Raw genomic sequence first — 13161 nt, 5'->3', positions numbered from 1 at the left:
GTTTTCGGCTTTGAATAAAGCTTTATAAGTTATATAATAACACAAAATAAAAATACCCTCAAAAAAAGAAGCGGAATTCCACTTCTTAATTTCGATTTTCTATTTTTAGTTCAGCGTCAGTTTCCCCATTTGCACCAATTCTAACTGCTCGAAATCTAGCATCATGATACGATAAAAACCAATAATTTTTCCCAAAAATTTGCTCGAAAATATCTTGTTTTGCCGCGATGGATGTCATAGGATAATCATCATATGCCGTTACCCATAAAATATTTTGGTGAGCAAATGTCGGAAAAATATCTGCCATATGAATCGCTCGTTCTCCGTTTGATTCAAACCAAACAACCGAATGTCCAGCACTATGTCCTCCAGTGTGGGCCATTTTAATTGCATCATTAAAATGCTTTTCTTTTGTAAATGTGCGGACTTGCCCTTTTATTGCTTGCCAGTTTTCTTGCCAATAAGTTGCTTTTGAACGAATATTCGGGTGTTGCATTTCGTCCCATTCAATTTCAGAAGTCCAAATCTCCGCATTTGGGAAAATAGAATAATAACCCTCTTCTGAACAACCTGTCAAACCTAGAACGTGATCAAAATGTAAATGTGTCATTAAACAGTAGTCTATATCCTCAGGGGCAATATTTAGTTTTGCTAAATCTTCTAATACAAAAGACTCTTCAGTTACCCCATAATTACGCTTTTGTTTTTCAGTTAATCGCCCGTTCCCTAACCCGCTATCAATTAGATAATTTTTCCCTAAATACTGAAAAAACATCGGATCAGTTACATTAGCTACTTGATTTTTTTCGTTTGCCGGATATTTTTTCTCCCATAAAGGTTTTGGGACAACTCCAAACATTGCTCCGCCATCAAAATGAGTATAGCCTCCACGCAACCAATAAACTTTTATTTCTCCAATTTGAATGGAATCCATTTTTAACGCCTCCAATTAATAATAAAAACCAGATGCAGCAAATGCACCTGGTTTATCCTAGTTAATTTCTATCAAATTTTGCTTCAAGACGATAGATTGGGAATCCTTTAGCTGAAAATTTTTCTTCGTATTCAGTTTTTATATTCCCCTCGTAATCGCTATTATGCAAATCAAGTGATACAAAAGTTAGTAACATATTATATTCAGAAAAAGCCACTAACGAATATTCGAACAAGCTGCGATTATCCGTTTTGAAATGAATCTCCCCTGCTTTTGGTAATAATCGCTCATAAATGGTTAAAAAGCTTGGATTCGTTAGTCTGCGTTTTGTGTGCCGTTTTTTGGGCCACGGATCAGAGAAATTTAAATAAATTTGCGCTATTTCTCCTTTTTCAAAAGATTCTTCCAGCATTTTGGCATCTCTTGCTACAAGTCGCAAATTAGGTACTTCTGCTTCAATTGCTTTATCAAGTGCAGAAACTAGGACGCTTTCAATCATTTCAATGCCGATATAGTTAATTTCAGGATTTGCTTTTGCCATCCCGCTAATAAACTGGCCTTTACCAGAACCAATTTCAATATGGATAGGATTATTATTGCCAAATACTTCGTGCCAGCTTCCCTTGAAATCTTCTGGGTTTTTAATATAGATCGCTGGAAATTCTTCTAATCGATCTTTTGCCCATGGTTTATGTTTTACACGCATCTTTCTTTACACCTCATCATCTTCTATTGCATTTTGAAAAATTTGTTTTGCTCGTTCGCATGCTTCTTCAGAGTGGTTAGTAGTAAGTTGCATGACCGTTTGGCAAAGTGTATACCATTTTAATTTACGATGTAATTCGTTAGTTAATGTCGTTCCATAGTTAGAAAGCCAATCTTCCCAATCTTTACGCGGGATATATTGGTATAATATCATTCCTAAATCGTTTGCAGCATCAGCAAGCATTGCACCGTCCCAATCAACAAGGAATAATTCATTTTCTTCCGATATAATCCAATTATTATGGTTTACATCCCCGTGACAAACAACATAATCCACATTCTCAACAGCTATAATATTTTGTTCTAAATACTCAATCGCTGTTTGCATTGATTTCGTAGCTTCATTTTTTACTTCAACTTCTGCTTTTAAACGAGCAAGTAATTGGTGAGCAGAAAAATAACAGTTTTCGATTTTCCCGAGCATATGACGCAAGTTTTCCGAGTGGTGAATTTTCGCCAAGAGTTTTGCTACTCTTGGACCAATCATTTCCTCCCGAGTTAAAATATGACAATTTACCCATTTTTGCGCAGTGATAACATCTCCGTTTTCTACTCTCCTTGTCCAGACGAGCTTTGGAACAATGTTCTCTACTGAAAGCGCCGCTAAAAAAGGCGAAGAATTTCTTTTTAAAAAGAATTTTTCGTCTTCATGTGTTGCAACAAATGCTTGACCAGTTTCTCCACCGGCCGGCGCTATGTCATATTCTCTCCCAAAAAAATTATCTTTCATTTACATGCACACCTTTTATTAGCTCTTTGCAACTTCATTATCCCCTGTTTATTTCACTTCCGAACAAATTGGTAACTATTCATGATTTTACTTCTCTTAAGCGCTCTCGTCAAGTCAACATATGTTCGTTCTGCGTATTTTTTTATATAGCGGACTATTTTGCATGAAAAAAGCGCATTCTCATTAAAATGGAATGCGCTTTTTATTAATTTTTTACTTCTTCTGTTTTAGTGACAATTGGATCCATTGCACTTCTATTTTTTTGAATAAATAAAGCTAAAATACAAGCTACTACAGAAAGAATTCCTGCGACTAAAAAGGCTGTTTCAATTCCGTGAATAAGCACATGATTAGCAACTTCTGCTTTTGTTTTTCCTATTACATCTGCTGGGCCTAGTTTATCTGCAAAACTTGCAGCACTTTTTGACATTACAGTAATAAGTGCCGCTGTACCAATCGAGCCAGCTACTTGTCTCATCGTATTAAACATCGCCGAACCGTGAGATGCTAGTTTTAGTGGTAGCGAATTGAGTGCAGCTGTTTGAAGTGGCATCATTACCATCGCCATACCTGCTGAACGAATAGTTTGAATGATAATAATAAAAGTTAAAGTTGTTGATTCATCTAGATTTGTAAACATAAACGTTGATCCTGCCATAATAACTAATCCTACTAAAGATAAATACTTCGCTCCAAACCGGTCAAACATAACTCCAGTCACCGGCGAAAGTATAGCGGTAACAAGCGCACCAGGTAAAAGAACTAAACCAGATTCAAGCGGTGAAAATCCTCGAACAGTTTGTAAGAAAATCGGTAGTAACAACATACCGCCAAAAAGTCCCATCACAACAAAGAAACTAATTGCTGTTGTAAGTGCAAATGTTGGATATTTAAATACTTTAAAATTAAGAAGTGGCGCTTTGTTGCTTGATTGATAACGGATAAAGATACCTAATACCACTAAACCAAGAATAATAAATCCGGCTACTTTCCAAGTTAACCAGTCGTGATCTCCGGCGTTACTAAATCCAAGTAATAAACTACCGAACCCAACAGTTGACATAATTACTCCGAGTATATCGAGTTTCGGGAAAGTTCTTTTACCGACATTTTTAAGTAAGAAGATTGCTACTACAATATCAAGTATTGCAAATGGAATAATAATAAAGAATAAATTACGCCAATCATATTGCTGAACAATCCAACCTGAGAGTGTCGGACCAATTGCTGGGGCAAAGTTCATAGCTAGACCAATTAAGCCCATTGCTCGTCCTCTTCGTTCCATCGGGAATAAGTTTAATACAACCACCGTTAGAAGCGGCATGACAATACCAGCGCCAATTGCTTGTACCATACGACCAGCTATAAGCATTGTGTAATCAGTTGCAAATCCACCAATCGCAGTACCAATTGCAAAAGTAATCATCGCAAATAAGTAAAGTTGACGAGTCGTAAACCTTTCAATTAAAAAGGCTGTCATTGGAATCATAACACCATTTACTAACATAAAACCAGTCGATAACCATTGTCCTTGACTGGCGGTAATTCCAAAATCTTTCATAATACTTGGTAGAGCGACATTCATCAACGTTTGGTTGAGAATCGTAACAAAGGCGCCCATCAGCATAACAATTAAAATTCCGTTACGCTTCACTGATGTACTTGCTGCTTTCATATTCAATTTCTTGCACCTTCCCTTTCTAAAATTGTAATTATCTCTTGATGTATATCTAACATTTCTTTTAACCTATCTTCGCCAATTTCCAGAATAGGTTCTAAGCGGTTAAAAAACACATGATAGGTTTCTGCAGCTTTCGTCGCTCCTTTTTCAGTTAATTCCAAACTAAGCGCACGACGGTTGCTTTCATTTCTTGTTCTTTTTAAAAATCCAGCTTTTACTAATCGATCAACAATGCCAGACACAGTACTTTTCCCCAGTTTCATGCGTTCTGCCAGTTCACCAAGTGTCAAATCCGACTCTTTTTGTAGTTCTCTAATTGCAAGTAATTGTGTTGTAGTGATTTCACGATTAGCAGCCTCTTCTGCTAACACATGATGCGTTTTTCGTTGCACTTCACGAAAAGAGAAAATTACCTCTTTTACTAATTTCTCGTCCATTAACTTCCCTCCGTATCGTTCGCCTCCAAATATTTCGCATACGAACTATTAGCCTTTTGAATTATACACCTTCAAAAAAATTTGTCAATTGCTTTAAAGCGTAAGTTTTAGTTTGAAAGCGGAGCCAAATAAGAAGCTTCAACGACTAAAAAAAGTTATATAATTTTTTACATAGGTAACTAAATCTAAAAAAACCTCCCTAAAAAAGGAAGGTTTTAGTTTATTATTTTGCAAATTCTAATTCGCCACACGCACGAGTGATTTCTTCTACAAAATATTGATGAAGTTGCGCGGTAATTGGTCCACGTTTTCCGTCAGCTACTTGAATTCCGTCAATATGCGTAATAGGTGTAATTTCAATAGTTGTACTTGAAATGAACACTTCATCCGCTTCACGAAGATCTGTTAAAGTGAAATCAGCTTCTTTAACAGGAATACCATTCTTTTTCGCAACATCGATGATAACTTGACGAGTAATACCATTTAAAATTAAGTTATCTGCCGCATGGGTCCATAGAACTCCATCTTTAATAATAGAAACGTTAGAAGCAGAACATTCCGTAACTTGTTCCCCGCGGTGCAGGATAGCTTCCAAAGCATTTTGTTGGTGTGCTTTATTTTTTGCTAGAATATTTCCTAGTAGATTTAAGCTCTTAATATCGCAGCGTAACCAGCGTACATCTTCTTCTGTAATCGCTGTTCCACCTTCAATGAATTGACGCTCATTTCTCGGTACTTCACGAGCGGCTGCTGTTAATACACCTTCTAATGGGAAATCATCAGGCATTACATGATTACGTGGATTTTGAACACCACGAGTCACTTGTAAATAGACATTCCCTGTATGAATGTTATTTTCAACAACTAATTTTTCTAATAACTCACGTAATGCTTCTTTGGAATAAGGAATAACTAAGTCAATTTTTGCTGCACTAGCATATAAGCGATCAATGTGTTCATTATAAGTAAAGAATTTTCCATTATATAGACGAACTACTTCATATACACCATCACCAAACTGATATCCGCGGTCTTCGATGTCAACTGTGGCATCTTCTCTTTCCACTAAATGGTTATTTACTAATACTTTCATCTGGAGTCTCTCCTTGCATAGTTAATTTTTGGAACTATCTAAAAACTTAATGAAACAAAGAAACTGCCGCAAAACTAAGCCTTGCAGCAGTTAATTTTTTCAATTATACCCCTTACTTTGCTAATTTGTAAAGCGCTTCTGCATAAATTGCAGTAGCTTTTAATAAATCATCAAAATAACTGAATTCATCTTTTTGGTGCATCGTGTCTTCACGGCCTGGGAATAGTGCTCCGAACGCAACACCAGTCTCCATATGACGTGCATAAGTTCCGCCACCAATCGCGAGCAAGGTAGCTTCTTCCCCTGTTTGTTTTGTATACACTTCTTGTAGAGTTTGAATAAGTGGATGATCCTTTGGTACGAAAAGCGGTTTGGAATCATCGTAATGTGTATACTGCGCATTATACTCATATACGACTGTTTGCATTTTATTTTTAAGTTTATCCATGCTAGCAGTAACTGGGTAACGGAAATTAAGTCCATATTTGCCGCCTTCTGCAACATCATAACGGATAACGCCAACGTTCATTGTTAGTTCGCCGCTTTCTTCGTCTTCATAGCTAATACCTAATTTAACTGCGCGGGAATCGCCAAATAGATAGTCACGACCAAATGTTACGAAATCATTTGCCGCACCAGTCAGCTTGAATTTACCAAGGAAAGCTACTAAATGAAGACCAGCATTTACTCCGTTATTCGGTTCCATCGCATGCGCAGATTTACCGACAATATTAATTTTAACGGATTTGCCGTTTTCTTCTAATGTTCCTTCTACTGGATGGTTTGCTAGGAAGTTTTTGAATGCACTTGCTACTTTATCAAAGTCTTTTACGTCTTCTAAAATAGCTGTCGCATGATCAGGAACCATATTGTAACGCTCGCCTGATTCAACGCTAAGTAAACGGAAAGCCGCTTCCCCGCTTGCTTCACCATCTTTAAAAGATACATCTAGTTCTGAGATACCTTTTTCTGCGTGAATGATTGGGAATTCTGCATCAGGAACAAAACCAAGTGTTGGTTGTTCTTCTGTTTCAAAATAACGTTCCACACAGCTCATACCGCTTTCTTCATCAGAACCAACAATGATTCTAACACGGCGAGAAAGTGGTAAACCTAGCTCTTTAATGATTTTCAGTGCATAGTAACCTGCGATTGTTGGGCCTTTATCGTCCGCAACCCCACGAGCGTATAATTTGCCGTCGCGTAAAGTTGGTTCGAATGGTCCGTTCGTCCAACCATCACCAACTGGTACTACATCTACGTGGCCTAAAACGCCAACTAGTTCTTCTCCTTGGCCATATTCAAGGTGTCCTGCTACGTTTCCAACTTCTTTCGCTGTGAAGCCGTCTTTTTTACCAAGCTCAATCATATAGTCGAGCGCGCGTTTCACGTCCGGTCCAAACGGCGCATCCTCTGTTTTTTTACTGTCATCGCGAACACTCGGAATGCGAAGAAGCCCTTTTAAATCTTCTAAGAAATCATCTTTGCGTGATTCCACTTCTTTTTGCCAATTAATTTCTGTCATAATTGTTATTCCCTCCTTCAAACTTATCTTCTCTATTGTAAACTGTTTTTACGTAGCTTGGAAGCCGGAACTCCCTATTTTCTCATAAAACCTTTAATTGCTTCAAAATCCCAGCGTTCCATGCGTGCAGAAAAAACGATATCCATTATGTTTAAACTTTCTTTTTCTAGTGGTAAAAAGCGATATTCTTCGTGTTCATCGGATAATTCGATTTTGCCACCTTCTGGCATTTCCACTAAATAAATAACACCGGTAATTTGGAAGTCCTTATGAAAAAATTCCCATGTATCATATAAAATAAATGGCTGTACTTGTAATTTAGTTTCCTCATAAACTTCTCTAAAAAGAGCTTCCCCATGTGTTTCACCGTAATTCATTCGGCCTCCAGGAAGTTCAAAAACTTCTCCTTCTACCCCTTTTTTCTTTAATGCTAAAAATTTCCCGTCTTTTACGATAACTGCTTTCACTGCAGGATATATAGGTTTCATTTTACAAAAGCCTCCTTATCATTTAAGATAAACATGATTTATCTGTTCTTTATTTTACCCGGTTGAGTAGATAAAAGCCAGTGTCATAAGGAGGTTTTACAAAAATGAAAAAAATAACACCAAAAGCAATGTGCGCTTGGATTCCTAAACGTGAAGATGAAACACATAAGGGTGATTACGGGCGTGTTTTAATCGTCGCTGGAAATAAACAATTTGGTGGCGCTGCTATTATGGCGGCTGAAGCTTGTGTCAAAAGTGGTGCTGGTTTAACAACCGTGGCCTCCGATAGTGTTAACCGTCCTGCTCTTCAAACAAGAATACCTGAATGCATGTTTATTGATTATGAAAATATCTCGAGTCTCAGCGAACAAATCAGCCAATTTGATACGATATTAATTGGCCCTGGACTTGGACTAGGCGCTTATGCGGAAGAAATTTTTCGATTAGTATTACAAAATTCAACCGAACATCAGCAAGTAATTATTGATGGTGATGGGATTACTATTTATGCAAAAGGAGAAAATCCCCATCCTGCCGCGAAACTAACTTTTACGCCTCATGCTGGAGAATGGGAACGACTTAGAGTACTAGCACCAGATGCTGTTACGCCAACTGATGTAGCCCTTGCTATTGACGCAACAATCGTACTTAAAGGTCATCGTACGAAAGTGTATTCCGGTGAGTCCGCTTGGCAAAACATGTATGGAACGCCAGCGATGGCGACTGGCGGTATGGGGGATACGCTTGCGGGCACAATTTGTGGATTAATGGCGCAAACCGAAAAGCCAATTACCGGCACACTAGCCGCAGTCTTCCTTCACAGCTATATCGGCGAAATTTTAGCAAAAAAACGCTATGTGGTACTTCCAACCGAAATCGCCGAAGAATTACCAACTTACTTGAAAATTTTTAGTGAAACAGATGAACATGCTTAATAAAAAATCCTCCCTTTTTAAAAGAGAGGATTTTTTCTATGCTTTTTTAAATCTACTCGCCCATAATGCTAATTTTTCATTCCAAATGAAGTAACATCCGATTCCGCTGAAAAGCGCTGCATTACCAATTAAGAACCCAGCAACCACATCACTTGGAAAATGAACCCCTAAGTAAACACGCGAATACATGATGAAAATAACAAGACCTAACGCTAGAATACCAATTGTAAATCGAAGCCATCTGCGGCTCACGTATAGAATTAACAAGAAAGCAAGCATTCCATAAAATACTGTTGAACCAGTTGAATGTCCACTTGGAAAACTAAATCCACCTTGTTCGATTAATTTATAGGTAGGCCTTGGACGTTGGACGATATTTTTAATAATCGAAGGAATGAGTGCTCCACCAATTAAAACAATACCGCCAAACCAAATCGCCATATCCACTTTTCGCATAAATACAAATATAACGATAAGGATTGCCGTTAAAATACAAATGGTAGCTACCCCACCAATATCCGTTAGATAAGAAATCAAGGTAGTTTTAGCATCCGTAATACCCACACGGATAACACTATTCCAATAATAGTCAAAACGTTGAATCCACTTTGCTCCGGTCATAACCCCACTCATAAAGAAAATAAATCCAAGGAGGGCGATACCGCTAATAATAAATGGTGTTTTTTTCATATAAACCTCCTAGCGAATTCTTAATTTTTCACGTAACCTTGTTCCACGTGGTCCAAATAATTTATCAGATAAATGGAGTTTAAACGCCATATAACCGTAGAAAATTGCCCCAATTCCGCCGCAAACGATTGTAATCATTAATGCAGGGATTTTCCGGTCCGTCGTTACAAAGTGAGACATTATAATATAAAGTGTAATAACCGCGACTCCCATTAGAGCCGTCATCACTAAGAAAAGAACCGTTCGCCGCAAAATAACTTTAAAGGAAAAACGAACATATTTCTTAATAATAAGAAGCATGAAAACACAAGATACAGCATAGCCAATTCCTGTTGCAATAATGGAGCCTTTTGCCTCAAATAACATAATAAGCGGCATTTGAAGAACTGATTTAGCTAGTAAACCTAGTAACAAACCAAGCACAGTAAATCTTTGTTCATCAATCCCTTGAAGAACTGCAGCTGATACGCTAAATAATGAAAACAAAATAGCAATCGGCGCAAAAAGCTGTAGAAGCGCTGTACCATTATCACTAGGTGAGAAAAACACCGTAAATAGTGGTCTTGCTAGCATCGCAATTCCAAAACAAGCAGGTATTGTTAAAAATAACAAAATTTGAAAAACATCATTAAGTTGACGTTTCACTTGTGCATATTCTTTTCTTACATAAGCACCTGTAACAAGTGGAACAAGCGCCATCGAAAATGCAATTGCTAGTGTACCAGGTATCATAATTAATTTTTGTACATCAAAGTTAATAATTGCCACATAAGAATTCACTAGTTCTGGAGAAATACCTATATATTCTAATACTCGTCCTAGTGTAAACTGGTCAATCAATTGATAAAGCGATGTAGCTGAACCAACAATAATAAAAGGAATGGCCGAAAGAATAATATCTTTATAAAGTGTTGGGATAGAAATTTTCACTGTCCCTCTATCTTCTAAAAGCATTCGATCAAGTCCAGGTTTTCGTTTATAAAAATACCAAAGCAGTAAAAGCAGACTTGCAAAAGCGCCGACAAAAGCGGAAAAAGTAGCGATACTAATAGCTGTTACCACATTCCCATCAAGTACATACATGACAATAAAAGTCCCGGCAAGTAAAAACATAATCCGAACAACTTGTTCTAATACTTGGGATACAGCAGAAGGCCCCATCGAATTATATCCTTGGAAAAAGCCTCGAAGTAAACTCATTACTGGAATAATTAGTAAGGCAAAACTAACGGCACGAATAACTTGAATGCCATCTGCTAAACTATAGCCGCCCTCTAGTTGTTGCATACGAGCAAGCGTTGGAGCAAGTCCATACATTGCTAGGAAACAGACAATGCCGGAGAAAATCATTAAATATACCCCGGTTTTAAATAAACGTCTACCTACAGCATATTCTTCCATCGCATTATACTTTGCTATATATTTAGCAACAGCCAGCGGAATCCCAGCAGTTGCAATGCTTAAGAATAATTGATACGGCACATAACCGAAATTATATAGAAGCGCTGGTTCATCTCCTCCAATAATTGCATAAAACGGAATCACATACAATATTCCGAGCACTTTAGAAATTAATGTCCCTAGCGTCAGAATAAATGTTCCTCTGAGCAGTTTTGAACCCATCGTCTAACTTCCTTTACATTAAATTATACATCCTTGTTTACTTTACCATTAACTCTTTTAAAAAAAAAGAACAAACCCAAATAAATATCGGCTTGTTCTTTACAAAAAGTTTAAATTAAATGAAGTTTTTTGCGAATTTTATACATCCGGTCACCTAGAATATAGTTTAGTAGCCCTGCTTTTGCAGCTAAAAAGGCATAAATGTAAACCCCTGTTCCAGCTGATATAAAAACAATAACTAATGCAGTTAATCTTGCATGCGGATTTAAGAATAATGCAAGCCCATGATAAATGAGCCAAACACTAACTAACATCACAAAACTTATTCCAAGAATTAACACTAGGCGTCTAATAATATACTTAAATGAATAATGAGCATATTTTTTAATAATAAAAATGGTGAAAAGTACGGAAACGATGTAGCCAAGTCCCGTCGCAAGAGCGCCACCTTTTGCACCAAGAAGTAATATTAGTGGCATTTGTAGCACTGATTTTGTTAGTAACCCGAGAAGTAAACTAAGTACCGTATAACGTTGTTCGTCAATACCTTGCAGAATCGCAGCTGTAACACTAAATAAGGAGAAAAAAATTGCAAATGGCGCGAAAAAACTAAGCAACATAGATCCATCAGCATTATAACCATAAAATATCGTATAGAGTGGATCAGCTAAGAGCGCTATCCCTAAACAAGCGGGCACGATTAAAAATAGTAATACTTGAAAAACAGCAGTTAGATGACGGTGTACTTCGCGAATATGTCCTTTATGAAAAGAAGCAGCCACAAGTGGAACGAGTGTCATCGAAAACGCCAACGCCAATGTCCCCGGAATCATAATGATTTTTTGGACAGAAAAGTTGAAAATTGAAAGTAAATCTTCCGCTGCTTTTCCAGGCATACCATCGTATGTTAAAACACGCGCAAAGGTGAATAAATCAATTTGTTGATATAATGACATCGCCATTCCTACTATAATGAAAGGCACGGCAGAGATAGAAATTTCTTTTAATAAATGTAACGTCGACACTTGTAATTTATTTTCACTGCCAGCAATCATTTTTTGAATACCTGATTTACGTTTTCGGTAATACCAAAGTAAACAAATTAAACTGAAAAAAGCTCCAACAAAAGCCGCAAAAGTTGCTAAACTCATCGCTGTTACAAGGCTTCCACCAATAAGATGAAGCACAATATACGTACTTGCAAGTAGGAAAACAATTCTTGCTACTTGTTCAATTACTTGTGATACAGCAGAAGGTCCCATTGAATGAAATCCTTGGAAATAACCGCGGAGTAAGCTCATTACAGGAATAATCAGTAACGCAAAACTCACTGCACGAATAACCGTTGTAATATCTTCAATACTCGTTCCGCCACTAACCTCTTGCATCCCAGCGAGTAGCGGTGCAAAAATATACATAATTAAAAAACTAACAATCCCGGTAAATATCATCAAATACGTACTAGACCTATACAATCTTTGACTTAAAGCATATTCATTTAACGAATTATATTTAGAAATGTACTTAGCAACTGCTAATGGAACTCCAGCAGTCGCGATATTTAAGAAAATTTGGTAAGGAACATACCCATATTGATAGAGAATAGTTGCCTCTTCCCCGCCAGCAATCCAGTAAAATGGAATGACATACAAAATCCCTAAAATTTTGGATAATAATGTCCCAGCAGTAAGTACGGCCGTTCCTCGCATTAATTTTGAACTCATAATTTCCATTACCTCAATTGATTTTTTCTTTTAAGTCTGTCTTTAGGTGGATTATGTAAAAATCATTCTTACATTACTACTTTTAACGCATTCTTCTAAGATTTAAAATACAAGTTACACTAAGAGCAAGTAGTACTGCTGGTAAAACAAGCGAAACAAAGTTCACACCACTATTAATCATTGATAAAACGACACCAAGAATGGTAAACGCACCATATAAATAAAAAACAAGCGGAGTAATTATAATGCCTTTTCTAAGTTTGTTATAAGAAAGAAATAACATTATCGTAAATGCGATACAAATAACCGCCATAATCGTTGTCGTCATAATCGTATTTTGAACGACAGCGGTTGCATTTGCATTTGCAAGTACTTCTTTTCTTTGTTGTAGTGCAAAAAGCCCCACAATAGAAACTGTACTTAAAACGGCTTGAATAGTAGATACAATCGCTATTCCAAGTGTTACATTTTTTGTATTATTGAGCATTCTTGCATGCTCTGGTTTTACCTCAACAGACATCCTTACAACACCTCTT

General features: G+C 37.1%; 13 protein-coding genes. 1 reads left to right on the top strand and 12 read right to left on the bottom strand.

Annotated features, from left to right (window positions below):
- Positions 1-85: 85 nt before the first annotated feature.
- The 8 genes from HCB45_RS03375 to HCB45_RS03340 form a co-directional block, all read right to left on the bottom strand.
- On the bottom strand, positions 86-934 hold the full coding sequence (locus HCB45_RS03375) for a YtnP family quorum-quenching lactonase (protein WP_185607784.1): 849 nt from the start codon (positions 932-934) through the stop codon (positions 86-88).
- Between the two features lie 61 nt (positions 935-995).
- A complete protein-coding gene (trmB, locus tag HCB45_RS03370; protein ID WP_185607785.1) occupies positions 996-1640 on the bottom strand; it encodes a tRNA (guanosine(46)-N7)-methyltransferase TrmB in 645 nt (214 codons plus the stop codon).
- 6 nt (positions 1641-1646) lie between these two features.
- Entirely contained in the window at positions 1647-2429 is a 783-nt protein-coding gene (locus HCB45_RS03365; protein WP_185618811.1) for a phosphotransferase family protein, read from the bottom strand.
- 205 nt (positions 2430-2634) lie between these two features.
- Positions 2635-4110, bottom strand: coding sequence for a multidrug efflux MFS transporter MdrM (gene mdrM / locus HCB45_RS03360; protein ID WP_185318920.1), 1476 nt, complete (start codon positions 4108-4110; stop codon positions 2635-2637).
- On the bottom strand, positions 4107-4547 hold the full coding sequence (locus HCB45_RS03355; protein ID WP_185318921.1) for a MarR family winged helix-turn-helix transcriptional regulator: 441 nt from the start codon (positions 4545-4547) through the stop codon (positions 4107-4109). The genes mdrM and HCB45_RS03355 overlap by 4 nt, the downstream gene beginning before the upstream one ends.
- Positions 4548-4770: 223 nt before the next feature.
- Entirely contained in the window at positions 4771-5640 is an 870-nt protein-coding gene (dat, locus tag HCB45_RS03350; protein ID WP_185318922.1) for a D-amino-acid transaminase, read from the bottom strand.
- A 112-nt stretch (positions 5641-5752) separates the two neighbouring features.
- Entirely contained in the window at positions 5753-7165 is a 1413-nt protein-coding gene (gene pepV / locus HCB45_RS03345) for a dipeptidase PepV (protein ID WP_185618808.1), read from the bottom strand.
- 74 nt (positions 7166-7239) lie between these two features.
- On the bottom strand, positions 7240-7653 hold the full coding sequence (locus HCB45_RS03340) for an NUDIX hydrolase (RefSeq protein ID WP_185618804.1): 414 nt from the start codon (positions 7651-7653) through the stop codon (positions 7240-7242).
- A 104-nt stretch (positions 7654-7757) separates the two neighbouring features.
- On the opposite strand from HCB45_RS03340, the gene HCB45_RS03335 reads away from it, so the two are divergent.
- The gene (locus tag HCB45_RS03335; protein WP_185607788.1) at positions 7758-8588 is read left to right on the top strand and encodes an NAD(P)H-hydrate dehydratase; all 831 of its coding nucleotides are present in this window, start codon (positions 7758-7760) and stop codon (positions 8586-8588) included.
- Positions 8589-8624: 36 nt separating this feature from the next.
- On the opposite strand, the gene HCB45_RS03330 is transcribed toward HCB45_RS03335, so the two are convergent.
- The 4 genes from HCB45_RS03330 to HCB45_RS03315 form a co-directional block, all read right to left on the bottom strand.
- Positions 8625-9278 carry a phosphatase PAP2 family protein gene (locus tag HCB45_RS03330; protein WP_185318926.1) on the bottom strand — a complete coding sequence of 218 codons (654 nt, stop codon included), beginning with the start codon at positions 9276-9278 and terminating at the stop codon, positions 8625-8627.
- 9 nt (positions 9279-9287) lie between these two features.
- Positions 9288-10901 (bottom strand): putative polysaccharide biosynthesis protein, encoded by a 1614-nt coding sequence (locus HCB45_RS03325; RefSeq protein WP_185607789.1) that lies wholly within the window; start codon positions 10899-10901, stop codon positions 9288-9290.
- A gap of 110 nt (positions 10902-11011) precedes the next feature.
- Positions 11012-12625, bottom strand: coding sequence for a putative polysaccharide biosynthesis protein (locus tag HCB45_RS03320; RefSeq protein ID WP_185318928.1), 1614 nt, complete (start codon positions 12623-12625; stop codon positions 11012-11014).
- Between the two features lie 82 nt (positions 12626-12707).
- Positions 12708-13145: a hypothetical protein gene (locus tag HCB45_RS03315; protein WP_185318929.1), complete on the bottom strand. Its 438-nt coding sequence runs from the start codon at positions 13143-13145 to the stop codon at positions 12708-12710.
- Between the last annotated feature and the right edge of the window lie 16 nt (positions 13146-13161).

The sequence above is a fragment of the Listeria farberi genome (assembly GCF_014229245.1).
GTDB lineage: Bacteria > Bacillota > Bacilli > Lactobacillales > Listeriaceae > Listeria > Listeria farberi.
The sequence above is the reverse complement of the archived record's forward strand: the minus strand, read 5'-3'. Positions and strand labels throughout refer to the sequence as shown.

What these genes read in the sequence shown, in the direction of transcription:
- HCB45_RS03375 (WP_185607784.1), bottom strand. Translation starts at nt 934, where the DNA reads ATGGATTCCATTCAAATTGGAGAAATAAAAGTTTATTGGTTGCGTGGA.
- trmB (WP_185607785.1), bottom strand. Translation starts at nt 1,640, where the DNA reads ATGCGTGTAAAACATAAACCATGGGCAAAAGATCGATTAGAAGAATTT.
- HCB45_RS03365 (WP_185618811.1), bottom strand. Translation starts at nt 2,429, where the DNA reads ATGAAAGATAATTTTTTTGGGAGAGAATATGACATAGCGCCGGCCGGT.
- HCB45_RS03355 (WP_185318921.1), bottom strand. Translation starts at nt 4,547, where the DNA reads ATGGACGAGAAATTAGTAAAAGAGGTAATTTTCTCTTTTCGTGAAGTG.
- dat (WP_185318922.1), bottom strand. Translation starts at nt 5,640, where the DNA reads ATGAAAGTATTAGTAAATAACCATTTAGTGGAAAGAGAAGATGCCACA.
- pepV (WP_185618808.1), bottom strand. Translation starts at nt 7,165, where the DNA reads ATGACAGAAATTAATTGGCAAAAAGAAGTGGAATCACGCAAAGATGAT.
- HCB45_RS03340 (WP_185618804.1), bottom strand. Translation starts at nt 7,653, where the DNA reads ATGAAACCTATATATCCTGCAGTGAAAGCAGTTATCGTAAAAGACGGG.
- HCB45_RS03335 (WP_185607788.1), top strand. Translation starts at nt 7,758, where the DNA reads ATGAAAAAAATAACACCAAAAGCAATGTGCGCTTGGATTCCTAAACGT.
- HCB45_RS03330 (WP_185318926.1), bottom strand. Translation starts at nt 9,278, where the DNA reads ATGAAAAAAACACCATTTATTATTAGCGGTATCGCCCTCCTTGGATTT.
- HCB45_RS03325 (WP_185607789.1), bottom strand. Translation starts at nt 10,901, where the DNA reads ATGGGTTCAAAACTGCTCAGAGGAACATTTATTCTGACGCTAGGGACA.
- HCB45_RS03320 (WP_185318928.1), bottom strand. Translation starts at nt 12,625, where the DNA reads ATGAGTTCAAAATTAATGCGAGGAACGGCCGTACTTACTGCTGGGACA.
- HCB45_RS03315 (WP_185318929.1), bottom strand. Translation starts at nt 13,145, where the DNA reads ATGTCTGTTGAGGTAAAACCAGAGCATGCAAGAATGCTCAATAATACA.